Raw genomic sequence first — 23159 nt, forward strand, 5'->3', positions numbered from 1 at the left:
CGAAACCACTTGCGATGCGCCGGTCTGGTGGCCTGAGCGGCGTGCCCAGAACCCGATCCCATCTCGAACTCGGCCGTTAAACACGCCAGCGCCTATGGTACTGTGTCTCAAGACACGGGAGAGTCGGTCGCTGCCAGACCCGCCCATCGCAAGACACGCATCCCCTCGACACAAAACACCGATCCGGCCCCGGATACACCGCCCACGCTCACACGGAGCCGGCGCCCCGGACCAGCCGCACACACTTGGCGCGGGGTGGAGCAGCCCGGTAGCTCGTCAGGCTCATAACCTGAAGGTCACAGGTTCAAATCCTGTCCCCGCAACCAACGATCCTTGCGATAGCAAGTCATCCAGAACCCCGGCCTCCGAAAGGAAGCCGGGGTTCTTTTTGTTGGCTGAGAACCGCAGGATGCCGGCGAGGTCGCCGCGCAGCACGATGCGCAGTCCGCCGTTCTCAGGGACGAGCTTCACCTGATTGACGAGCGTGCGAAGCAGCCTGGCCGCCTCCATACGATGGTCCTCGGTCTGGAGGCTCTCGTAGAGACCGGCGATACGCTGTCGGTACGTCTCCGCCATGTTCGGGTGCAGCAGGGGCGGGGGCTCGTTTGCGTTCGCAAGGAACGCCGTCAGTTCGGCCTTGCGGTCTTCGAGCCGGCCGATCCTATCCTTGAGCTGCGCGCCCGGCCTGCACGACCCACTCGCTCTCCGGATTGAGCCCCGACACGCGCTTACCCGTGTCGGGGTCTTTGACGTAGCGGAGCCGGTTCCACACCAGCCGGACGACATAGAGTTCGTTGTTGAGGATGCCGACGCCGCGCTTCGGCTTGCCGTGGACCGTCGACGGTCCCCATTGCGAACCCTGCGGCCCGGCCACGCCTTCGCGGTTCAGCTCAAACGCGATCGTGCGCGACGACTTGCCGGCGAGATAGTCCTTGAAGATCCGACGGACGACGGCGGCCTCGGCCTGATTGATCGTCCGGTCGCCGCGGATCGACTGACCCTGGGCACGGACGGTCCCGGTAGCGCAGCGCGGTCGGGAGCGATGATAGCGCCCCCGAGCCGGTCCTGCACATACGTCCTCAGGGCTGCGTTGGCGGCCAGCTTCGCCTGCTTTGGCCGACGCGCCGCACGCTTGGCGTGCCATGGGGCTGTCGTGGCACGATAGTCGAGATTGCCGCTGCGCGTCGCTGCGTTCCGCCGCAACTCCCGCGAGATGGTTGAGGCCGCCCGACCCAGCCGCCTCGCCATCTCCCGGATTCCATGACCTTGCGCCCGAAGCAGCGCGATCTCCTCACGCTCGGTGAAGGACAGGTAGCGATCAGAGGGCGACGGCGACGAGAGTGAGAGATGGGAGGGCGGCAGTCCGCCCGCTTCTCGGAACCAGCGCGTTCCCACCGGCTGTGAGATCCCGCATCCCATCGCAGCGTGCTCGCTCGACAGACCCGACGCGATCAATACCCAGAACCGGCGTCGATGCTCCCGCTGTGCCACTGGCGGCCGCCCCGGCGATCTCAGCTTGCCCCGTAGTGCCCGATCCGAATGCCGTCGACCCGCCATCGCAACTGCCCTCCCCAGGCTGTTGCGACAAACACCTGAATCTACCCAGTACTGTTCGAACGAATATCAGGCGAAGCTACGAGGACATGGCATCGTGATTTCGATGTTCGGCAAGGGAAATTGCTTTGACAACGCGATGGTCGAGACGTTCTTCAAGACGCTGAAGAGCGAACTGGTCTGGCGCACCGCGTTCCAGACGCGAGCCGAGACCATCGCCGCGCTGGCGCGTTACATCGATGGCTTCTACAATCCCCGATGCCATCACTCGGCGCTCGGCTTCACCAGCCCCGTTCAGTTCGAAAGGGGCATCGCCCACCAAACCGCTCTCCACTAAACACAAGCAAATCCACCGGGGTGCTGGCGCGGGAGACCGGACAACCGGCTGCCGATCCAACCCGGCTGATCGCGCCCATGTTGGCGCGGTTCATCGCAATGGATCGGGCCTTCACGAAAGCTCGACGAAGTCAAAGCTGAATTCTTGATCTGAATTAATCCATCTTCCGTTCGACTCGTGCATTGATTGGCAATGAAGATGGTCTGAAAGTTTTTGGTAATCTCCAAGTCATCGATATTCGGCGCCAAGTTTCCCCCTTAACTTTGTCGAACAACCGGTACGATAGACCATCGTCAATACGGCAGCTTCTGCGGTGTAGGTCGGTCTGCCCGCCAGTCCGCTCTCGGAACCAACCGTCCGGACGGTTCGGCCACTTTTGGCCAAACGCCCCAATCCAGCGTTATCAATAGCTTAGCCGTTCTCTAGATCTGGTCCAGTTCGAACCGCGTCGATTTCCGCAACCACCACAGTCCTTTACCTCACTTGAAAAGTTTGGCCATTTTTGGCCAAGCCCTCGGCCATTTTTGGCCAAAAATCTCAACCGCTGATGGATGCTTTAGATCACACGCTTGTGGCTGAAAACGATCCGCCTGATAGATCAGGCACTTGATACGCTGACAAAAAATAAGACCTCCATAGAAACTCTTGGCACGAACTCTGCCATGTGCTTCCTGCGAAGCCGGAACACAGCGCAGATCACCGGACCTCATCTGGCCGGATCTGCGGATCAACCTTCACCGGCCTCGGATCATCGGGGAAGACCATGCCGACACCCGCCTATATCTCGATCGAGGGCTCGACCCAGGGCAACATCACCCAGGGGGCGTTCACCGAAGCTTCCGTGGGCAACATCTGGCAGGAGGGCCACGAGAACGAGATCCTCGTCCAGGCCATCGACCACCGTGTCACCATCCCGCGCGACCCCCAGTCGGGCCAGCCCTCGGGTCAGCGCGTCCACCTGCCGTTCAAGTTCACCGCGCCGCTGAACAAGGCCACACCGCTGCTCTACAACGCTCTGACCTCGGGCGAGATGCTGACCAAGGTCGAGGTCAAGTGGTTTCGCACCAGCTCGGCCGGCAAGCAGGAGCACTTCTTCACCACCCGCCTGGTCGACGCGACCATCATCGACATCGACTGTCAGTTGCCGCACTGCCAGGACGCGCGCAACGCCGACTTCACCCAGCTGATCGCCGTGTCGCTGTCCTATCGCCGGATCGAGTGGGAGCACACGGTCGCCAGCACGTCGGGCGCCGACGACTGGCGCAAGCCCAAGGCCTGAGCCGGACGGCCTGAGCGGCGGGGGACGAGCGGATGCGCGCCTCGGGCGGGTCACGCGCCGGATGGCCCGGCGAGCCGTGGGACGAGGCGCGCCCGGACGAGGGTGTCCAAGACGAGCCCGTCCCGGACGAACCTCCGCCGTGGCCGATCCCGGCCCGGATGCTCCGGCCGCCCGCCCGGCTGCCGGGGCGGTGGCCGGGCTGGCGCGACCACGCCGGCGACCTCGCGCTAGTGCCAGCCGCCGGGGTGACCGCCCTGGCGATCCGGGTGTTCTCCGCCGACCCGGCCGAGTGGGTCGTCGACCTGCCCGAGGCGGCGGCCGTGGCATTCTGCGCCGTGCCGGACGGCCGCGACGGGATGCCGATCCTCCTGGCCCTGGTCTCCTTGGGCCCGGTGCTCGGCCTGATCGGCCTGGCCGGCTTTGGGCGCCCGCGCTCCTGGCTCGGCCTGATCCTGGGCGCGGGGCTCGCCGCCTTCTGGCTGCAGCGCTTCGTCCTCCACGTCCCCGGCTGCACCCCCTGAGCCCGCAACCCCCTGAGCTGGCCCCGCCGGCCGGGACCGCCACCGCCTTCGAGAGATCCTGATGATCGCCCTGCCCGCCGAGATCACCCAGCCGCTGAGCGAGATCGAGCGCGACTTCACCCTCGCGTTCACCGCAGACGGCCTGACAGACGCGGATCTCGCGGTCACGGGCTTCCGCCTGGAGGAGGCGATCTCGAGCCTGTTTCAGGCGGAGATCGCGCTGGCCTCACCCGACCCAGGCCTCGATCTCACCGCGCTCCTCGACAAGCCGGCGCGGCTGTCCGTGCTCGACCGCTACGGGCCGCCCCGCCACGTCCACGGGGTGGTCGCCCTGGCCGAGCGCGGCGACACCGGCGCGCACCACACGCGCTACTCCGTCCTGGTGATGCCGGCGCTCCACCGCCTGCGCTTTTCCGCCGATTGCCGGATCTTCCAGACCAAGAGCGTGCCCGAGATCGTCGAGGCGGTGCTCAAGGAGAATGGGGTCAGCGCCTATCGCCTGGCGCTGACCGAGCCGCACCCCGCGCGCGAGTATTGTGTGCAGTACCGCGAGACGCACCACGCCTTCATCGAGCGGCTGCTCGCCGAGGAGGGCATCGCCTACCACTTCGAGCACGCCGAGGGCGCCCACACCCTGGTTCTCACCGACGCGACCAAGCTGGCGCCCGACGCGCCGGGCGCGGAGGCGATCGAGTACAACGCTACGCCCGGCGGCACGGTGAAGGGCCCGCATGTCGGGCGGTTCACGTGGCGGGAGGTGGTGGCGCCCTCCGACGTGGTCCAGCGCGACCACTTCTTCCGCAACCCCGTGCACGACTTCGAGGCGCGGGCGCAGGCGTCCGCGCTGAACGGGCTGACGCGCAAGCTGGAGATGTACGACTACCCCGGGCGCTACAAGGCGGACGCGGTGGGTAAGGCGTTCACGCGCTACCGGCTGGAGGGTCTTCGCGACGAGGCGAGCCACGGCGAGGGGGCGGGGCGGGGCGCGCGGCTGCTGCCCGGGCACCGGTTCGAACTCACCGGGCATCCCGATCCGGCGCTGAACCGGCGGTTCTTAGTGGTGGCGGTGAGCCACGCGGGCAGCCAGCCGGGGGCGGTGGAGGCGGATGCCGGTGACGGGGGCGCGTATCTGACCACGTCGTTCCGGGTGATCCGGCACGACACGCCCTACCGGCCGGACGCGCCGACCAAGCCGCGGGTAGAAGGCCCGCAGATGGCGATCGTGACGGGTCCGGCGGGGGAGGAGATCCACTGCGACGCGTTCGGGCGGGTGAAGGTGCGCTTCCCCTGGGACCGGTCGGGGCGGGCGGACGACACGGCCTCGTGTTGGATTCGGGTGAGCCAGGGCTGGGCGGGGGCGAGCTGGGGCCAGATGGCGGTGCCGCGGGTGGGCCAGCACGTGATCGTGGACTTCCTGGAGGGCGATCCCGACCAGCCGATCATCACGGGCCGGGCCTACAACGCGCGCGAGCCGGTGCCGTACCCGCTGCCGGCCAACAAGACGCGGATGACGATCAAGTCGAAGACGCACAAGGGCGAGGGGTTCAACGAGCTGCGGTTCGAGGACGAGCAGGGCCGCGAGGAGGTGTTCGTCCACGCCCAGAAGGACATGCGGGTGAAGGTGCGCCACGACCGGCGCAAGCGGGTCGACCACGACCAGTCGGAGAGCATCGGCCACAACAAGTCGATCGATGTCGGCGGCAACCATGTCGAGACGATCGCGCAGAACAAGCAGCTCACGGTCGGCATGAACATGAACCGCACCGTGGGCCTGACCTCCTCGGAGGAGGTCGGGATGATGAAGAACACCGTGGTCGGGGTGAATCAGACCGTCACGGTGGGCGAACAGCACGTGATCAACGTCGGCAAGGAGATGCTGATCAACGTCGGCGAGACGTTCCAGCTCACGGTCGGCAAGGCGACGCTGACCCTGACCAAGGACGGGCACGTCACGCTCACCGGCACGACCCTGACCACCGACTTCTCCGAGCAGGTGAAGCACTGGGGCAAGGTGATCGACCTGAACCCCTCGCGCTGAGGGGCGGGCGATGCTGCTGCGCAACGACACGCCGCTGGCGGCGATCGGCTTCGACGACCTGCACCGGGACGGGGCGGTCATGGCGGTGGTCGCCGTGCGGGCGAGCTACGCGCTGACCGCAGAGGGCGCCCTGCGCCTGTACGAGCGGCAGGCGATCGCGATGAGCGACGTCTACGAGGGCGACCCGCACCGCACGCCGCTGCTGCGCGCGAACGATCTCGTCGGCTACCGGCCGCACGCGGACGTGACCGTGCTGGGCAGCGCCCACGCGCCGGGCGGCCGGCCGACGGCCTCCTGGGAAGTGTCGCTCGGCCTGGGGAATGGTCGCGCGAGCCTGCGGGTGCACGGGCCGCGGCGCTGGGAGCCGGCCGGTCCGTCGTGGCGGCTCGGGCCGGCCGAGCCGGTCGCGCGGGTGCCGCTCGATTACCGCCTGGCGGCCGGCGGCCGGTTCGTCGGCGACCCGGAGGCCGGGGGCAGCCCGTACAACCCGATCGGTCCGGGGCTGCTGCACCGGGACTGGAGCCCGGTGGGGCGGGCGCTGCGGGCGCCGCAGATCGAGGCGGTGGACGCGCCGGTGACCGATCCGTTCGCGGTGCCGGAGCCGGCCGGGTTCGGCCCGGTGCCGCCGTTCTGGGCGTGGCGGGAGCGGCACTGCGGCACCCGGGACGAGGCGTGGCAGCGCGGGCGCTGCCCGCAGATGCCGGCGGACTTCGACTACCGCTTCTTCCAGGTGGCTGCGCCCCGGCTGATCGTGCGGCGGCTGTCCGGCGGCACGCGCGTGAGCCTGGACGGGCTGCTGCCGAGCGGGCCTCTAGCGTTCCGCCTGCCGGAGTTCGTGCCGGTGGTGCGGCACAGCTGGAATGACGGCCGGGAGGCGCGGGCGGCGCTGACGCTGGACGGGCTGCACCTCGACCTGCGGGCGGAGGCGCCGCCCTGGTCGGTCGATCTGACGTGGCGCGGCTGCATCGCGCGGTGCCCGGCGTATCTGGGCGCGGCGCTGGAGGCGGTGCCGGCCGGGCAGGCGGCGGGCCTGCCGGTCTCGGGCGATCACGGCCTGCGCGATGGGGGAGAGGCCGCATGAGCCTGCCGCGCGAAGGCGCGCGCGTGACGCGCGACGGGATCCTGATGTCGGTCCCGATGAACTGGGGCCGGTCGCCTCAGGCGATCGTGCCGTACCGGATCCACACGCAGGGTCAGATCGAGGGGGCGCAGGCGGCGGGGAGTGTGCGTCAGACGGATCAGGCGTCGTACGTCGAGGGCTCGCTGATCAAGGCCTGCTACGGCGACGAGGCGGCGACCGGCGGGGGCGTCCAGTTCGGCACGCAGGGCGCGGAGTGCGAGCCGAAGACGTGGTCGAAGACGGTCAAGATCCAGGACAAGGGGGTGGTGCGCCACGACGACGAGTGGTGGATGAACCATAAGGAGACTTGGGGCAAGCTCACCTACCCCAAGGATACGAACACTTACGATACGCCAAAAGCCAAGACCGTTGAGCCGAGGACGCGGTTCGCTTTTTATCAGACGCCAAACACCACCACAGATTTTTCCCCGTTTACTGTACCGTCAGCGCCTCCTGAGACCGCGCCAGCGCCACAACCGCAACCTCTGGAGATACCTGCGCTCGGCCGCGATGGCATCGCGCTCCGTGTCGTAACCGGTGCTATCGAGGCGGCCGGGATGGCGACGAGTGCGCTCGCGGCTGCTTTCCTACTGGCGATGACAAGCCCTGCCGGTGAACCGGAAAAGGACGGGTTCCGCACCACGGGAAAGCCTAGGGGAAAGTGCCCCTGCAAGGTTGGAAAGTATAAAGATCTCAAAAATATTTGCGCCCACCTTTGTGAAAACGGCCAAGCGCACCACATCGTGCCAGATTTTACCAAGCGTTATGTCGCTCGTAAATATGCCAGGGGCGAGGCGGGCCGTATCAAAGGGCTGGCGAGCTACGATGATGGCGCATCGATTTGCCTACAGGGCAATGCAAAAGACGATGGGTCAGAACATTTCGAAGCTCACGGAGCGGATAGCGAGATTGAGAAACTGGGGAACCATCCAGATACGTTGCTTATGCCCAAGGGCACGGCTTTCATCGAGGATATACGCGACAAATCAACAAGACAAGTTATCAAACTGAGAGAAGATTGCGCGGAGCAAATCAGCGCGGTTGTCTCGTCCGAGTTCTCGGGTATAAATCCCAACACTCTGGGACGAACGACTATTGACCGGCTTCCGACCGGAACTGCGCTCCGAGCCCTATCCGATCAGCGAACCTCCCACGCCGTACATTAGGGGTAAATCGTGCCGAAACTGACCGTGACGCGCGCGCGCGCCATCACAAATGAGGTGGTGTATCTTGCCGCCTTGCCCGAAGACGAGGAGGCCAACGCGCCGTTCACGCGCCTGCTTCAGTTTGACCGCGGCAAATGGGAGCATGTCGATTACAACCGGGGCACGCAGCGGCTGGCCCGCTACGTTAGGCCCGAGGGCGGGCGCATCGCCGTCCTGCTGTCGCCGCAGGGCGACACCTACTCGCCGAACGATTCTTTCAAAGCGGCCGTGATCGCCGAAGATACGCCCGAGCTCCAATCCACGAAGAAGCTCGGTCGCATGGTGGATATCCGACAAATCGGGGCGGATCTCTACGCCTGCGGCGACGGCGGCCAGACCTATCGCCGGGTCGGGAAGGACGGCGTCTGGCATCCGCTCGACCTCGGGTTGTTCGACGATGAGATTTCCAACGACTGGGTGTTTGAAATCCGCGCGCCGGGCGCGACGATGGGCGAGCAGGATAAGTACTGGGGGAAGCATCCGGATCTGAAAAGAGAGCGGGATCGTCGCATAGATCTATCATTGCAAAACAAGAAGCTCTACGCGATCAATGGCCCCTCTCCGGACGATATCTACATCGCGAGTGGCAACGGCGAGATCTTCCACAATGACGGGCACACAACACGGAAGCTCACGTCGCCGGTGTCGAGCGCGCTTCTCGACATCCTGGTCCAAGACCCGGACACGGTCTGGGTCAGTGGCCGCGACGGAACCCTGCTGTGCGGCAACGCCCGGGCCGGGTTCCAGACCCTCGCTTCCGGGCGGCAGGGATTTTCGACCATGGCGCTGTTCGAGGGTAAGATCTACCTGTCCAGCTTCGCGTCTCCGCGTGGCCTGTTCGTCTACGATGGCCAGCTCTGGCAGGTTGCGAGTGACGGGGCGCGGGCGTTCGACGACGTCCACACGGTCGATGCGCGCGACGGTGTGCTCTGGGTGATCGGTTCGACGACGCTCGCGCGCTTCGACGGCAAGTCGTGGGAGCGCATCAAGCTGCCGGAATGGGCTGACTGAGATGACGGTGACGCCGACGCTGATGGACGAGGCTGTCCAACGGATCAACTGCTACGCCGTCGGTGCGTGGCTGGAGCGGCTGCTTACGGCAGCGGGCCAACCGCTTCCAGCCGCGGCCGGCCCCACGCCGGGGATCGCGTTGCCGCGCGTATCGGGCCTCGTCTTCCGGATAGGCTCAGTCCCGGCCCAGCCTTCCCTATCGGATTCGCGAGATCTGTTTCATCTGATCACGATCGAGGGTAACGGAACGGCCCCAATGCCGCTCGGCCTGGACGCGGCAGCGGAGACCATCAGCAGCGCGAGTGCCAAGCTGTCTCAATCCGTCGTGGGCGGCTCGTCAGCCGAATTGGCATCCGGGGATCGGCGCATATCGTTCTTCATGTCCGGAGGGCGGGTCATCGAGTTGCGGTTCGGTCCGAGCCTTGTGGGGTTCGACCGCATCCTCATCGCTCGCCTCGGAGAACCTTGGGATTGGAGGGACCCATCCAGCCGCTGATCTGCGAAGTGGGCGGACAGCAGTCGCGTGGCCGCGATCTCCTCTCGGTTCAGGGCTGCTGCACCGGGACTGCAGAGAAACAAGGTCGGTCGAATGCCAGAAGTCGACATGTTCGCTCATCTTCTTGGCCGGTTGGGTGAACCGGAGCAGGCGCTAGAGGTGACGTATGACGAGGCGCAACGCTACACCGGACGCCTGCCAGACGCACTATTACGGTTCTGGCGAGAGCATGGTCGTGGCACATACAAGGGCGGAAGCTATTGGATCTGCGACCCAGCGCCTTACCAAGGACTAATCGAAGCCATCTTCAGTGGTGGCCCGGAATTCGATTCTGCTTTGATGACAGCTGTCGGTTACGACGGCTTCGGTTGATTTTCGATTTGGCATCGAGAACGATACGAGGTGACAGTTGATTTACTCAGCATACTGTAGGCAATCATCCTGAAAAATCGCAAATTAGCTCCGAAACCGGTCAGAAATTCACGCCCGGCCTGTTCAGCAGCAGGCCTTTTACGAAGGTCTGAAGTTCCTCCCGCGGTTGGCACCGGGCATGGAGCGGTTCCTTGGACCGCGCGGATCGTCGCCCGTGCCGAAAGTGCCTCCGCGTTTGGCCCCGAAGCCGGGGCCGGAACCCGGGCCGGAGCTGACGCCGGGACCACGAGGATCAGGAGGATTCCGTGCCTCAGGATGCAGGAGCGAGCTGATCTGCTTCGAGCGCAAAAATTACGATGAGACGGAATACCGGCGGCAGTTGAAGACCCAGCAGGATGGCTTGAACGCTAAAGCGGCCTGCCAAAACAAAGATGATATCGCGCGCTTCGGTGCGCAGAGTCCGGCTGAAAAGGGAAGACCAAGGCAGAAGAGCAGATCGTTATAAAGAAATATTTCTGTACAAAATTACATAGATACTCATCCGGAAGTATTGATGGATAGCATGAATGCATCGGATCAACATGGTCGCGGGTGAGCATGAAGAGGATTCTGTAGATATGGGCGTTGGAAAATCAACAAATCCATCGGTGCGTCGTGGCCAGCCGACAGCCGCAAAGGGAAATTGATACGCTACGTCACTGAGATGTGTGAGAAGGGCTGTCGGATGTCAGTGACGCTAGACGTCTGCGAGGCCGCCCCCAATGACGATGGTCAGATAATCCTTTGACGACGAGGACGAGACGATATGGAAGAGATCGATGCCTTCGCACGCGTGATCGGTGATTTCGGGCCGCCGGAAAATGCCAAAAGCGTCCCACCCGATGTGATCGAATTGTACAAAGATTATCTCCCTCCCTCCATGATTAGGTTCTGGGAAACATACGGGTGGGGAAACTATAAATCTGGATACTGCCGGATCTGTGATCCGCGACCATTTCAACCGCTTGTCAAGTCTATGTTTACGAATGATCCGGATTTTGATCATCAAGATTTGACGGTTATAATGTTCACTGCGTTGTGCGAAATGGATATTTGGAGTCGAAAGGGTTACGGGATATATGTTAATCTCGCTAACTCGCGCGTAAATTCACAAAGTAAAATCGTGAACCCATCTACCGGGAAAAAATATAATAAAGATTTTCTTATTGGATCAAAGATACATGGTAGAATTTCGAATGGAGGGATGCAAGATTATTACTCAGAAGCCGTTGAGCGTCTTGGAAAGCTAAAACTTGATGAAGTTTTTGGATTCGTGCCGGCTCTGCAACTTGGAGGCGACCCGTTCCCGGAAAATCTGCAACGCTTCAAGGCGATGGAATATCTGGACTTTCTGGCCCAAATAGAACCGTTAACGCTTATCGAAATCACCGATCCAGAACCCGGCGCACCACTTGGTCGGATGAAAGATGTCAGGCGGATCGGCTCGCAATAAGCATAGTCGATATGCAGAATTCTTAGCAGCGCTTCGAAGTCGAGTATGGTTGTAGCAAGGTGATCGACCTGAACCCCTCGCGCTGAGGGGCGGGCGATGCTGCTGCGCAACGACACGCCGCTGGCGGCGATCGGCTTCGACGACCTGCACCGGGACGGGGCGGTCATGGCGGTGGTCGCTGCCAAAGGGGGCGCCGTTGCTGCCGAAGATGCGGGTGTCGCTGCTGTAGAAGTTGGCGAACCGGTCTCCCTCGCGACCGGCGAGTACCTGGAAACGTGGCACGATTTCCCGGTTCTGGGCGCGCTGCCCTTCGACGGCGCCCGCTACATGGGCCTTCAGAGGCCCGACGCTGCGGAATGGCGCGGGCCGCTCGGCCCCTGCCAGATCTCCGCCTTCGACGAGTACCTCGACAACTATGCCCCCGGCCACCGCAACGGGCAGGTGGCGGAGGCGCGCTTCGGCGAGCGGGCGGAGCGCTTTTCGTATGATCCGGCGCGCAACCTCGCGGGCGTCGCGGTCTCCAGTCGGGGCGCGGTCGAGCGCTTGCGCAGCCTCGGTGAACCTGCGCCCGACAAGTTGCTCGCCCATGTCGCCCCGCTCGGCTGGCGGCACATCAGCCTTACCGGCGACGACCTCTGGCAGAACGCCGCAGCTGAGCTGGACCGCGACGGATACCGTCCGCTCAACCTCCGTGACGAGCCCGGGGCCAGGGTGGTGTGGGCTGCGTTCGCACGATGTTCAGCTTATCGCCGTCCATGCTACAATCCTTGTGGTGCCCCTCAAAGTTTTAGCGCTCGCACTGCGCGGGCCGCGCCAGCCTATCGGCTAAGGTTGCACAGGTAATACCCTCAGGTGGTGCGGTACGAGAGGCGGAACCTGACTGGTCGCGTGCATCCCGATACCACCAACGCTTGGTTGGACTGGAATTATCTTCAGTGGTCGCACCCTGCAAAGGTGAAGTGTCCGGTGTGCCGGAAGGCTGGATAGCCTTCGGCCGCCGGCGCGGGGTGAGCGGCCGTGGAACGGCCGCAGCTTCCCGGTTCTCGCTCGGCTGTACGGGCGCTGTGCCAACAAAGTCGGTGCCGGCAAAATAGGCAATACAGCCCTTGGCGCGATCGGTCCCGTTCAAAAGCTCGAAGCGTGCGGAAATCATCGCAGCTGCAGCCGCTGCATCGAAATCGGGGTCACCGCTTGAATCGATCGCCGCGACACCACTTGCGATACCCTTCGCCTCCACATCATATCGGATGAACGACCACGGCCGCTGCTCCTTCCGGCGGAACGCTTCAGCCACCGTCTCGGGAAGCGTAAGCTGCGGGCGCTCCGTCATGCGCAGGTTCTTCGCCTCACAAGTCTCGGCGGCCAAGGGCCAATCCTCCTGCCGACCTAGCTCGCTCGTGAGCCGGTGCGTGTCGAGCCACCGCACTTTGGCCTGCGTTCTGGCCTCGCGTTCCACCTCGGGCGAAGGTCCGGCCAGAAGTGTGAATGGCCAGAGCTTCCGCAGGTCGAAGCTCGGCTCTTCCAGCCCTTCCTCAGCCGAGGCCGCGCCGATTCCGCTAAGCCCGGCGACGCACAGGCACAGTACGGCGATTTTTTGGGACTTTCGTCTCATCCCTTGAGTCTCTCGATACGCTTGAGCAATTCCGGCTCCCATTCGGCGAGGCCGACCTTCGCAATGGAGGCGAGGAGACGGTCCGCCTGCCGCGCCGCATGGCTGCGCAAACCGAGGTTGCGCAAGTTCTCGAGGATGAAGAGGTCCCAGATCGTCTGATTGCGCAGGCCCCGCGTACCGCCGCGCGTCTCATCGAGCAGGGTGAGGGCTTCGTCGATGTGACCGGCTTCGATACTGCTTTGCACTTGGCTCGCCACCGCCTGGAAGGCTCGATCCACGACGAGGAAGCCCTCGTTGCCCTCCTGCTGAGACATGGTCTCCCCGAGCGTCACGGAACGGCGGGTGGCTTCGAGCCATGCTTGGACGGCCTCCGGGATCATGGGCGTGCCATCTGAGAACTGGAGCGCCTCGACGCCCGATACTGTGCGGAGGAAGCGGGACGCTTCCTCGCGGATCGCCTGAGCGACTTCCTCACGACCGAGATTCACGGCAATTTGGTACTGGAGATACTGCCCCTCAAACCAGAACGGCTGCTGGCCGCAGGTACGCTCAAGCCGCATCACGAGGGCTGTGTCGGCGCCTCCGCGTTCGGTCGCCTGACGATAGTTGTCAGCAATATCCTCGCTTACAGGGTGCAGAACGCTGCGTTGCGCCGAGCGGCTCAAGGGCGGGGGGGAGGAAATTCCGTACCATGTGGAGAACCGCCTCAATCGGTAGGCAAGGGGATGGGCTGGATTGAGCTCGAGAAGAAACTCTGCCACCGTCGCCAGACTTTGCTTTAACGCCCGCTCATTCGAAGGGTCGAGGCGGAGCTGATCGGACCGTGGGGCGGCCGCATCCAGAACATCCGGCTTTGACTCAGTTGCGGAAACGGCGGGCGCCAGGGCCGGCAGCGGATGCGCCTCCGCGTTGGCCCGGACGATCTCGGATGCCCGGCTGCCGATAAGGCCAAGGTCAAGCCCGAGATCGGGCGAGATTTCGGCGAGCTTCGCCGCGAGCGCATCGCACGCCTTCACCACGACGATAGCGTCGACCGGATCGAGATGGCCTCGGCCCGGCGACGGCATCAGATCTGTGAGGCCCTTCACGAGGAGCTCTGCGAGCTTCTCGCGCGGCCGGTTGCGGGGATGGGGGGCGCCCCCATAGCTGATGTGGAATTGTGCGGCGGCGACCATACAAACGGGCAAAGCTTCATGGCCGAGGAGATGCGGCGCGGCATGGACCAGAACTTGGAGCAGCCGCAGATCCTTCGAACTGGTGCGCAGCAAGGCCGCCGCGATCTCCGCGATTGCGGACCAGCGGATACTTGCCTGCACGAGGGTGCCGCGTTTCATCAGATCGGTTTCGATCTCGTCCCAGCTCTCATGCTCGTCTGCCGGCATGCCATAGGCGTCGGGGCCCGGAAGGGGAGCAAGGACGGCCTCCACCCAGCGGTGGCGATCGATCCGCTCCTCGCCCGAGACGAACCCCGACTCGGCGACCGCCTGACGCGTGCTCATAAGGTCTCCGGCACCCGCAGATGCATGAGCGGTTGCTCGCGGAAGGGGTTGACGGGAGCGAGCGCCCGGATCGCGTAGAGGGCGTTCACGCCGTTCACGCTGAACACCATCTCTACCGGGTCGGCCGGGCCACGAACGTCCGTAACGCGAGCGGCATCGATGAGCCGGAAACTTGACCAGACACCGCTATGGGAGATCGCACCATTCGATCGACCGGTGACCGTTAGTGACGAGGCGTTGTTGCGCGTCGTCGAGGCATTGGGCCACAGGATCGTGTAGGTTTGAGCCGGACCGTGCCGGTAGGGCACGAGCTGTCCCTCGATATTCAAAATCGCCGCCCCGGCGGTGTTCGACAGGCTGAGCGGCTCGACCTGATAGCGCAGGGAAGGTGCCCCCTTTGCGTCGAAGTAAATGGCGCGAATCTGGCGCAATTTGTCCAATTCAGATAGAAATTCTGGCCGGATTTCGATGGATTGTCGGTCGATAATCTTAGATTTGTGCGTGCTAAAATCGACGAAATTTGCGAGATAATTGGTAAAAAATCGATCAAAAGTGCCTTGCGGTCCAAAGAATGTCTGAAACTCGTCAAGCGTGACCTCCTCCTGAGTATTTTTGCGGAAGGGATATTTGTTGGCCAGCGACACGCTGAAGCTGCGGTAGACCTCTCCCTGCCAGACCGCCTGAAGATCGAGCCGTGCCGCCTCCAACACGACCTTCCACGACTGAGCGGCGAGCTTCTCTATGATCCTGTTAAGCGGCAGCGGCTGGTTGACGCCCACCTTTTCGAGGTCGCTGATCGGGTCAGTGGTTCCCTGGAGGGTTGCCCGCTCCCGCGCCCGCTCCAGTGCGAGCGGTTTGGAGGAAGCTTCGCCCGCGCGGATTTCTCGCAGGTAGGTCTCGACCGCGCCGACTTTGGCAACGATTTCCTCCATGTAAGGCCTGCCGGTGCCGGTCGCCGTGACAATCCGAGCAAGGGGATCGAACCGCCGGACGATACGTAGACCCTCCGCCTCATTCGGGTCGAAAGGCGTGATCGTGTTATCGAGGGCCTTTATGGGCTGGTCCTTGCGCAGTTCCGTCGTCTTCGGCTCGTAGACAACGCTGTTGGCTTTGATCAGCATCAGCAGCCGGCCGATCCCGTTGGCCGGACCGGTGACGTTTTCGAGCACTGCGATGGCGTGGTCGAGATTGCGCATCGCCGTGATGTCGAGGACATTCACCGCTTGGTCCCAGACGCCGATATAGGTCGAGACGTACCGTTTCAGCACGCCATCCCGGAAGGCGGCGAGGTCTTCGGGCGAGTAGGCGATTGTGTCGCGCTCGCCGATGACCCAGGCATCTTCCACGACGATCGCCGAGATCTGCTCGTTTTGCGGCACGAAGAACTCGTGAAAACCTTTTTTGGTATAAAGAAATGGGATTTGTATATCCCTGCCCTGGAGCGGGGTGCTGCTTCCTTGATCGAAGATCAGGTCGAAGGCCGGTCCGATCTCCTTGCGAAAGGAGACCGGGACGGGGTGCTGCATCTCCGCGATGCGCTCCAGGCGGCGCAGGATGCGTTGGGTGCGGTCGACCTTGGCAAAATCTGCGCGGGCGGCATCAATTACGGGTTGATGCAGGGCCACCGTGACGTCCGACACTTCGAGGGCGTGGGCGAGGTGTCCGTTCAAGGAATCCTGCACTTGTCCCTGGCCCTGATAGGCGCCCTGCCACCGCTCGGAAAACCAGGTTTCGATGGCTCGTGTTCCGAGTTTTGACGGCGCGCCCTTGGCATCCGGGCGCGCGTCGAGGGCATCGCGTTTGGCCTTGTCTCCCATCAGCAAGTAGACCCGAAGCAGGTTCAGGCGTTCGTCCTCGTCCCGGGTGACATCGTCTCGGCCGAGGGCGATAATTCGGTCCTTCACTTGCGCCGCAAGGGCCGGCAGGAACCGCTCCGCCAGTAGCGTCGCGTAGACTTTCTCGACCGCCGGTCCGATCCGGTGCCCTTGGTAGAGCGCGACGTAGTCCAGCAAATGATATTTGGTGCGCCAGTCGGGAAAGACCGTTGTGGCGTCGCGGATGGCATCCATCGCCGGCCGCAGCAGTGCCACCTCGCCAGAGGCATCGACGCCCTGCGGCAGGGTGACGAAGTCGCGTGTCCTGGCCACGACCGACGCTGCCCGGGCGGCGTTGTCGCAGTAGGCTTCGAACAGGTAGAAGCCCAACGTTATCAGCGCCACGGCGGCGGCCATGCCGGTCGAGTTGACGGCGATCATTTTGCGCCGCTCGACGATCTTGTTATCGCCGGCGAGCCCGGCCTCCGTAAAGATGGCATCGGCAAACAGCCGCGCGAGAAAATACGGCTGCGACAAGCCCGAGTAGGCCGGCATGACCGGGGCCGGCAGGGCGTAGTCTCGCGAGATGCGGGCGAGCAGCGCGTTGAACGGCACGCCTTCCTGCTTTGTCGTGGTGAAGTAGAGACCCCGCACCAGAGGCGGAGTCGAAAAACGGTCGGCTTGGAGACAATCGACCAGGAAATGTTGCAGCACTACCCCCGCCGCCGACAATTGCCGGGTGAACATGTAGATGTTCTTACGCGCCGTGAGATCGCGTTGCGCGTAGAGCCGGTCGATCAGGTCGTCGTTCACCCGCTCCATGAAGGCTGCGAAATCCGTGGCGAAGGTGTCCCGCCAAGCGTCGGCGTGCAGTTCGTCATAGACGTCGAACGAAAAGCCGAACGGCGCGAGCCGGTCGAGCTTGCTGAACTGCTGGAAGTAATCGCGAAAGCCCAGCAGGTGATCGATCTTGTTGACCACCATGTGGATCGTGAAGCGAGTCCCCAGCGCTTCCGACATCTCGACGAGACGGCCATGGATTGAGGCGGCAAGGTTACCCCGCTCCTCCTCCGTGGTGCGCATGAGCTCACAGATGTCGAGCACCAGTATGACGCCGTTGATGGGGCGGCGTGGCCGGTGCTCCGTCAACAAGGCCGAGAAGGCGTTCCAGAGGCGAGACTCGCGGGTCTTGCCCGTCTCGGCCCCCGCCTTCTGAGAGGCTGGCCGCAGCCACGCTCCAGGCAGGTCGAACAGGACGCTGTCGTTCGTGACCCAGTATTGCGGCTCTACCGTGAGTTTGATGCTCTTGAAGCTTTCGAGCCCGAGCAAATGGGCAAGCGGGAATTTCATGTCCGATGCGGCGAGCAACGACGTCTTGCCGACCGCGGGGGGACCCATCACCACGTACCAGGGCAATGTATAAAGTGTTTGCCGTCCGCGTTCTTCGCCGGTCCACTTGGTGCGGATGGTCTTCACGGCGTTGCGGAAGCTCTGCCGCATCGCTTCGATTTCAAGCTCCACGGGATCTTGCACCACCGGCTTCTCGGGGCCCGGCGGCTTCAGTCCCCGGGTCCGCCAGCGCACGAACACAACGCCGATCAGCCAGCAGATGAAGACGATGAGCAACGCGATGACCCGGTGTGAGGTCGCCGCAAAGGGCTTGTAGCCGTTGATGTCGAGACTCTCGCCGCCGAACCAGATGGCGGCCATGAGGGCGAGAGCGATCAGGGCGGAGGCGCCAAAAGCCGACGCGACCCAGTTCCACAGGAGCGCGGCCGTGTTGGCCACGATCTGGGCAGGTGAATATCCAGAAGAAAGCATGGCGGGCTCTGGTTGAAGTCGAAACTACCAGTGGCAGGCGCGGCGAAGTGGACGCAGCGCTTCGGTAAGCTGTCCCGCCTCGAACAGGTAGGTCTGCGGACCGTCGGGATAGTCGATTTGGATCGCGAGGCGTCGAGAGTTGATCAAAGATTTGATGAGATCGATACTCTCGAGGCCTCTGCCGGCGAGGATGACGTCGCCGTTCTCGTAATCCCGCCAGTGGAGATTGAGGGTCACACCCCGGTCGGTCGTCAGTGCGAACTTGGTGCGGGCGTGGCCGACCGGCTTGGGGAGAAGAATATAGAAGGCGGTGATGTCGTCCTCGCAGGCGAGCATGATCACTGAACGCTGGTCGAGCGTGCCCCGCCCGAGCGGAGACGCCCCGTCTCCCTCACGGAGCGTCAGGAAGACATCCGCTGTCTCGGCCGTCCAGGCACGCTGGTCAGCGGGGAGGTCTGCCGACTGGCCCGCCCTGCCGGTCAGGATGCCCTCGAAGGTCGCCGGCTCTATGAAGGCGGCGCTGCGCCAGGGCCGGATACGAACCAGGGCACCGGCCACTCCATCGGGTCGGCCACGCTCCTGGTCGAGGCCGAGTTCTCGAAGCGGACTCGGCTTACGGATGACCTTGGCCGTCTCGGGCGGCGGCGTTTCCGCAGCGCTATCTTCGACGGGAGTCTTGAACAACGCATCGAAGCAGAGGAGACGTCCCACCCTGTCGCGGGTAGCCCGACAGGCGTCGATTTCCGGCAGCGTGGGCGTCCCGGCCCAAGCGGGCGCGATGGCGAAGACCACCAGGGCGATCATGCGTCCAGCGGTTTTCATGCGTTCTCTCCCGCTTCTGGCCCATCGAGGCCGAGCTTCCGCATCTTGTTGGATAGGGTGCGCAGCGGGATGCCGAGATCCTCGGCGGCGAGACGGCGCGATCCCCGGCGCTGTTCGAGCGCGCGCGTGATCAATGAGGCTTCGAATCGGTCGCACGCTTTCGGCAGCGCAAAGCCGGAAACCCCAAGCTCCGGCGACTTCGCCGCGGCCACCAGAGCGAGATCCTCGGCTTCGATCATCGCGCGCTCGCCGGACAGGAGCACCGCGCGCTCCACGATGGCCTGAAGCTCCCGCACGTTGCCTGGATAAGCGTAGCCAGCCAGCAGGGCCTCGGCGGTCGGCGCGAAGACTTTCGCGTCCCCGAACTGGGCGCTGCTGGTTGCCAGGAAATGATGGGCGAGCAGCATGATGTCGCCGTTCCGCTCTCGCAGCGGCGGGCTGACGATGCGGATTTGCGCGATCCGGAAGAACAGATCACTGCGAAATCGCCCGTCGGCGGCCATGTGAGGCAGGTCTGCATGGGTCGCGGCCACAAGGCGGATGTCGGCGCTCTCCTCCCGGTCGGCCCCAACCGGCCGATACCGCCGCTCCTGAAGCACCCGCAGAAGCTTGGCCTGGAGTGCCGGCGCCATGTCGCCGATCTCGTCGAGGAACAGCGTACCTCCGCGCGCAGCAGCGATCAGTCCAGTGCGGGCTGCCTGCGCTCCCGTGAAGGCGCCCTTGACGTGGCCGAACAACTCGTCCTCGACGAGATTCTCCGGCAGGGAGGCCATGTTCAGGGCGACGAAAGGATGATCCTTACGGTTTGAGAGCTCGTGCAATTCCCTCGCGATGAGTTCCTTTCCGGTGCCGGTCTCGCCGAGTATCAGCACCGAAATATCTCGACTCGCGACGCGGGCGATCTGCTCGCGCAACCGTTGCATCGGTGGAGAGACGCCGATCAGCCGCCTCTCCATATTGCCCCTCGCATGCCCTGCGGTGTCCCGGCCGGGCTCCGCCTTGAGGCGGCGCGACGCGGCATCCAGGCAGTCGAGGCGGAGGGTGCGCTCCATCCCCGCTCCGGCAAAGGCCATGAAGCGGTCGAGCAGCACCAAGCTCGCCGGTGGCACGACCCGCTCCTCCTGCAGCAAAAGCAAGGCGGTGACGGACCAGGCTCCGGTTCCGATCCGCCCGGGGATGGCGAGCACCCGCCCCGCCGCGACGCCGAACAGCGTCTCCCGCAAGGCGTCAGCGCCTTCCCCCGGACCCAGTATCGCCGCCTGAGTGATCCGCAGAAGCCCGGAGATCGCACATGCCGCGCCGGGCAGCGGTCCGAGCGGAAACGCCTGTCCTTCGAGCAGGGCCGGCACGCTCGCCAGGCACACAAAGGCATTGCCGATCTGGTTCGGGCCGTAGAGGTACCCGCTCTCCACGTCGGCGAGGATAGCGAGGCCGCGCAGAACGGCTTTACGCATCGCATCGAGATTTTCCGCGGCGGCGACCTCGCGGCAGAGGTCGAGGAGGCGGCCGGTCAGCTCCATCGGCCGACCCTCATGGCGCAACGACCGTCTCGAAGGCGAAACGGAATCCGTCGCCCTCACCGATGTCGACCGTGGCGGAGACGAGAACGACATGATCCAGTCCGGCCTGGAGGATGGCTCGGGAGATTTCCGGCAGCAGCCGGCGTTGGATCACCTGATCGACGAGGCGGGCACCGCTCGTCGCCGCCAGACATTGCCGACGCATGTGGGCCTCGGCTTCCGCACCGACATGCAGCACGACCCCCTGGCGCGCCCGCAGGATCTCGCCGAGCTCGGCAAGCTTGGCCGAAACGATCTCGCCCATCGCCTCCTCGGACAGCGGCAGGTAGACGAGGGGCTGCATGCGCGCGAGAAGCGCCGGCTTGAAATGCTCGGCCAATCGTGGGCGGATCCGTTCAAGGATTTCAGGGACGCGCACGCCCTGTCCCGTCTGCGCAGCGAGCTGGCTGATTTCTTCCGCCGCGAGGTTCGATGTAAGGAAGAAGGCGACGTTACGGCAATCGATCGCTCGACCTTCGCCGTCGTTCAGCTCCCCTTTATCGAAAGCTTGATAGAATAGATTGAGGACGTTGATATCCGCCTTTTCGACCTCATCGAGAAGCACGACGGAATACGGCGTCTTGCGGATCGCCTCGGTCAGCACGCCGCCCTCACCGTACCCGACATAACCGGGCGGCGAGCCGATCAAGCGCGAGAGCGTGTGACGCTCCTGATACTCGGTCATGTTGATCGTGGTCAGAAATCGCTCGGAACCGAACAGCAGCCGGGCCACCTGCACAGCCGTCTCGGTCTTGCCCACGCCGGAGGGGCCGACCAGCAGGAACACCCCAATCGGGCGCCCAGCTTTGTGGAGGTCGAGCCGTGCGGTCTGCAGTTGTTCCACGATCAGGTCGATCGCGTGATCCTGCCCGCGGATCGCGTCCTTGATGCGCCGTCCGAGAGTCGTCAGTCGGAAGGCCTCGTCCTGGGTCATGGCCGCGACGGGGACGCCGGTCCAATCGGAGACGACCGAAGCGACTTCATCGACTCCCACTTCCAGCGCAACCAGGGGCTCGGTCTCGCGCACGCGCGCGAATTCCGCCCGCAGCCGCTCCATCGCGGTCCGTGTCTCCGCCGTCGCCTGCGCGGAACGAAGCGCGACGAGTTCTCCGGCCAGCCGCCTCTGGACGTCGTGCTCTCCGGAGAGGCGGTCGATCTGTGCCGCGATCGCGATGCGGCGCTCCTCGATCTGGCTCAGTCGCTCACCGAACTTGCCGGATGGATGGCCGGCATCGATGTCACGGTTCAGCGCCTCAGCCTCGTGAGCGAGCATCAGCTCCTCGCGGCGCAGCACGTCGATGCGATGGGGAACGCCGGAGGCACTCGCCTTGACTCGCGCGCAGGCGGTATCGAGCAGATCGATCGCTTTGTCCGGGAGCTGGCGCCCGCTGATATAGCGCGCAGAGAGCGCTGCCGCCGCGGCCACGCCGGCGCTGGATATGAAGACGCCATGGGCCCTCTCGTAGGCGGGAACGAGACCGCCGAGGATGATGCGCGCCTGCTCGATTCCGGGCTCGGCGAGCTGCACGAGCTGGAACCGGCGGACGAGGGCGGGATCCTTCTCGAAGTATTTCTTGTATTCGGACCACGTGGTCGCCGCGATGGCGCGAATCTCGCCCCGCGCCAAAGCGGGCTTCAGAAGGTTGGCTCCGTCCGAGCCGCCCTGCGGGCCACCCGCGCCGATGAGCGTGTGAGCCTCGTCGATGAACACGATCATCGGCCGGTCGGCGGCCTTCACGTCATCGAGCACCGCCTTCAACCGTCGCTCGAACTCCCCCTTGACCGAGGCGCCCGCTTGAAGCGCACCGAGATCGAGGCCGTAGAGGGACGCTCCGACGAGGAAGTCAGGCACGTCGCCCTGAACGATCCGCAGAGCCAACCCCTCCACGACCGCCGTCTTACCGACACCGGCCTCTCCGACGCAGAGCGGATTGTTCTTGCGCCTCCGGGCCAGGATCTCGATGATCTGGCGGATCTCATCGTCTCGGCAGAAGACCGGGTCGATCCGCCCTTGGCGAGCCGCCTCGGTGAAGTCGTGGCCGTAGCGTCCGAGTGCGGTGCCAGCATCTTGCACGTGCCCCGGTACTTGGGGCGCGGCGGCCGCCTTGGTGATCGCCGGCGTTTCCACCGAGCCCTTCACGATCTCGTCGAACTGCCCGCGGATATGGGAGAGAGGTAGTTGCTCCAGACGCAGGCCGTAATCGAAATGGGCGTAGCGCCCGAGATCGGACAGGAGAGCCAGCAGGATTGCGCCGGAGCGGATCTGCCCTTCCCCGAGGAGCACGGAGGCCACCATCCACGCGTCCTGCAACAACTCGCATACAAGCGTCGAGTAACGTGGGGATGCGCCGTCTCCCGTGCGAAACCGTGCGAACGCACCCTCGACCGCGTTCTTGATCCGGTCGGGATCGGCGTCGCAATGTTGGACGATCAGCCGGCAATCCGCTCCGGGTTGCGTCAGTAGCGGCACGAGGAGGTGTTCGACCGCGACTTCCCGGTGGCCGTGAGACACGCAGGCGACGGCTGCCGTCTGCAACGCCTCGTGGCAGACGGGGTTGAGGCGCTCGATGAGTCCCGGCATCAACTCGATGTCGCGCATGACGTCTC

Annotated in this window: 17 protein-coding genes, 1 tRNA gene, 1 rRNA gene and 3 pseudogenes; 14 read left to right on the plus strand and 8 right to left on the minus strand. The window is 64.2% G+C overall.

From position 1 onward, the window contains the following. Positions 1–23: 23 nt before the first annotated feature. Positions 24–139 (plus strand): 5S ribosomal RNA (gene rrf, locus BLT59_RS26470). Positions 140–249: 110 nt separating this feature from the next. Further along, a tRNA-Met gene (locus BLT59_RS26475) sits at positions 250–326 on the plus strand. A gap of 335 nt (positions 327–661) precedes the next feature. Here the strand turns inward: BLT59_RS26475 and BLT59_RS31990 are convergent. Both BLT59_RS31990 and BLT59_RS31625 read right to left on the minus strand, forming a co-directional pair. Then, positions 662–991 (minus strand): recombinase family protein, encoded by a 330-nt coding sequence (locus BLT59_RS31990; protein ID WP_244514159.1) that lies wholly within the window; start codon positions 989–991, stop codon positions 662–664. Positions 992–1005: 14 nt separating this feature from the next. Further along, a pseudogene (locus BLT59_RS31625) lies at positions 1006–1557 on the minus strand (helix-turn-helix domain-containing protein); the annotation flags it as partial. 43 nt (positions 1558–1600) lie between these two features. On the opposite strand from BLT59_RS31625, the pseudogene BLT59_RS26490 reads away from it, so the two are divergent. The 12 genes and pseudogenes from BLT59_RS26490 to BLT59_RS32280 all read left to right on the plus strand — a co-directional run. Continuing rightward, positions 1601–1891, plus strand: a pseudogene (locus tag BLT59_RS26490) (IS3 family transposase); the annotation flags it as partial. Between the two features lie 20 nt (positions 1892–1911). Next, positions 1912–2031: pseudogene (locus tag BLT59_RS31995) on the plus strand (DUF2274 domain-containing protein); the annotation flags it as partial. Positions 2032–2654: 623 nt separating this feature from the next. After that, positions 2655–3170: an Hcp family type VI secretion system effector gene (locus tag BLT59_RS26500; RefSeq protein WP_091788017.1), complete on the plus strand. Its 516-nt coding sequence runs from the start codon at positions 2655–2657 to the stop codon at positions 3168–3170. A 158-nt stretch (positions 3171–3328) separates the two neighbouring features. Further along, positions 3329–3691 (plus strand): hypothetical protein, encoded by a 363-nt coding sequence (locus BLT59_RS26505; protein ID WP_139174115.1) that lies wholly within the window; start codon positions 3329–3331, stop codon positions 3689–3691. Positions 3692–3752: 61 nt separating this feature from the next. After that, entirely contained in the window at positions 3753–5729 is a 1977-nt protein-coding gene (locus BLT59_RS26510) for a type VI secretion system Vgr family protein (RefSeq protein WP_091788023.1), read from the plus strand. A 10-nt stretch (positions 5730–5739) separates the two neighbouring features. Continuing rightward, positions 5740–6810: a DUF2169 family type VI secretion system accessory protein gene (locus BLT59_RS26515; RefSeq protein WP_091788026.1), complete on the plus strand. Its 1071-nt coding sequence runs from the start codon at positions 5740–5742 to the stop codon at positions 6808–6810. Then, entirely contained in the window at positions 6807–8015 is a 1209-nt protein-coding gene (locus BLT59_RS26520; RefSeq protein WP_091788029.1) for a DUF4150 domain-containing protein, read from the plus strand. Before BLT59_RS26515 ends, BLT59_RS26520 begins: the two co-directional genes overlap by 4 nt. 9 nt (positions 8016–8024) lie before the next feature. After that, positions 8025–9065 (plus strand): beta propeller repeat protein, encoded by a 1041-nt coding sequence (locus tag BLT59_RS26525; RefSeq protein ID WP_091788032.1) that lies wholly within the window; start codon positions 8025–8027, stop codon positions 9063–9065. A 1-nt stretch (position 9066) separates the two neighbouring features. Continuing rightward, positions 9067–9561 carry a hypothetical protein gene (locus BLT59_RS26530; protein WP_091788035.1) on the plus strand — a complete coding sequence of 165 codons (495 nt, stop codon included), beginning with the start codon at positions 9067–9069 and terminating at the stop codon, positions 9559–9561. A 27-nt stretch (positions 9562–9588) separates the two neighbouring features. Further along, positions 9589–9933, plus strand: a complete 345-nt coding sequence (locus BLT59_RS26535) for a GAD-like domain-containing protein (protein ID WP_139174116.1) — start codon at positions 9589–9591, stop codon at positions 9931–9933. Between the two features lie 805 nt (positions 9934–10738). Then, on the plus strand, positions 10739–11425 hold the full coding sequence (locus BLT59_RS26540; RefSeq protein ID WP_091788041.1) for a GAD-like domain-containing protein: 687 nt from the start codon (positions 10739–10741) through the stop codon (positions 11423–11425). Positions 11426–11521: 96 nt separating this feature from the next. After that, positions 11522–12268, plus strand: coding sequence for a hypothetical protein (locus BLT59_RS32280; protein ID WP_091788043.1), 747 nt, complete (start codon positions 11522–11524; stop codon positions 12266–12268). On the opposite strand, the gene BLT59_RS30830 is transcribed toward BLT59_RS32280, so the two are convergent. Genes BLT59_RS30830 through tssH form a run of 6 tightly spaced genes read right to left on the minus strand, consistent with a single transcriptional unit; the run spans position 12213 to position 23151 of the window. After that, the gene (locus tag BLT59_RS30830; protein WP_139174117.1) at positions 12213–13037 is read right to left on the minus strand and encodes a hypothetical protein; all 825 of its coding nucleotides are present in this window, start codon (positions 13035–13037) and stop codon (positions 12213–12215) included. The two genes, BLT59_RS32280 and BLT59_RS30830, sit on opposite strands and share 56 nt — an antisense overlap. After that, the gene (tssA, locus tag BLT59_RS26550; RefSeq protein WP_091788046.1) at positions 13034–14536 is read right to left on the minus strand and encodes a type VI secretion system protein TssA; all 1503 of its coding nucleotides are present in this window, start codon (positions 14534–14536) and stop codon (positions 13034–13036) included. The genes BLT59_RS30830 and tssA overlap by 4 nt, the downstream gene beginning before the upstream one ends. Further along, a complete protein-coding gene (tssM, locus tag BLT59_RS26555) occupies positions 14533–18171 on the minus strand; it encodes a type VI secretion system membrane subunit TssM (RefSeq protein WP_091788050.1) in 3639 nt (1212 codons plus the stop codon). The genes tssA and tssM overlap by 4 nt, the downstream gene beginning before the upstream one ends. Before the next feature lie 24 nt (positions 18172–18195). Then, entirely contained in the window at positions 18196–18993 is a 798-nt protein-coding gene (locus BLT59_RS26560) for a type VI secretion system-associated protein TagO (protein ID WP_091788053.1), read from the minus strand. Then, positions 18990–20513, minus strand: a complete 1524-nt coding sequence (locus tag BLT59_RS26565; RefSeq protein WP_175544140.1) for a sigma-54 interaction domain-containing protein — start codon at positions 20511–20513, stop codon at positions 18990–18992. Before BLT59_RS26565 ends, BLT59_RS26560 begins: the two co-directional genes overlap by 4 nt. 10 nt (positions 20514–20523) lie before the next feature. Then, positions 20524–23151: a type VI secretion system ATPase TssH gene (gene tssH, locus BLT59_RS26570; RefSeq protein WP_091788059.1), complete on the minus strand. Its 2628-nt coding sequence runs from the start codon at positions 23149–23151 to the stop codon at positions 20524–20526. Positions 23152–23159 lie beyond the last annotated feature (8 nt).

This window comes from Methylobacterium sp. UNC378MF (genome assembly GCF_900103195.1).
In the GTDB taxonomy this organism is placed as follows: Bacteria; Pseudomonadota; Alphaproteobacteria; order Rhizobiales; family Beijerinckiaceae; genus Methylobacterium.

What these genes read in the sequence shown, in the direction of transcription:
- BLT59_RS26500 (WP_091788017.1), top strand. Translation starts at nt 2,655, where the DNA reads ATGCCGACACCCGCCTATATCTCGATCGAGGGCTCGACCCAGGGCAAC.
- BLT59_RS26505 (WP_139174115.1), top strand. Translation starts at nt 3,329, where the DNA reads ATGCTCCGGCCGCCCGCCCGGCTGCCGGGGCGGTGGCCGGGCTGGCGC.
- BLT59_RS26510 (WP_091788023.1), top strand. Translation starts at nt 3,753, where the DNA reads ATGATCGCCCTGCCCGCCGAGATCACCCAGCCGCTGAGCGAGATCGAG.
- BLT59_RS26515 (WP_091788026.1), top strand. Translation starts at nt 5,740, where the DNA reads ATGCTGCTGCGCAACGACACGCCGCTGGCGGCGATCGGCTTCGACGAC.
- BLT59_RS26520 (WP_091788029.1), top strand. Translation starts at nt 6,807, where the DNA reads ATGAGCCTGCCGCGCGAAGGCGCGCGCGTGACGCGCGACGGGATCCTG.
- BLT59_RS26530 (WP_091788035.1), top strand. Translation starts at nt 9,067, where the DNA reads ATGACGGTGACGCCGACGCTGATGGACGAGGCTGTCCAACGGATCAAC.
- BLT59_RS26540 (WP_091788041.1), top strand. Translation starts at nt 10,739, where the DNA reads ATGGAAGAGATCGATGCCTTCGCACGCGTGATCGGTGATTTCGGGCCG.
- BLT59_RS32280 (WP_091788043.1), top strand. Translation starts at nt 11,522, where the DNA reads ATGCTGCTGCGCAACGACACGCCGCTGGCGGCGATCGGCTTCGACGAC.
- BLT59_RS30830 (WP_139174117.1), bottom strand. Translation starts at nt 13,037, where the DNA reads ATGAGACGAAAGTCCCAAAAAATCGCCGTACTGTGCCTGTGCGTCGCC.
- tssA (WP_091788046.1), bottom strand. Translation starts at nt 14,536, where the DNA reads ATGAGCACGCGTCAGGCGGTCGCCGAGTCGGGGTTCGTCTCGGGCGAG.
- tssM (WP_091788050.1), bottom strand. Translation starts at nt 18,171, where the DNA reads ATGCTTTCTTCTGGATATTCACCTGCCCAGATCGTGGCCAACACGGCC.
- BLT59_RS26560 (WP_091788053.1), bottom strand. Translation starts at nt 18,993, where the DNA reads ATGAAAACCGCTGGACGCATGATCGCCCTGGTGGTCTTCGCCATCGCG.
- BLT59_RS26565 (WP_175544140.1), bottom strand. Translation starts at nt 20,513, where the DNA reads ATGGAGCTGACCGGCCGCCTCCTCGACCTCTGCCGCGAGGTCGCCGCC.
- tssH (WP_091788059.1), bottom strand. Translation starts at nt 23,151, where the DNA reads ATGCGCGACATCGAGTTGATGCCGGGACTCATCGAGCGCCTCAACCCC.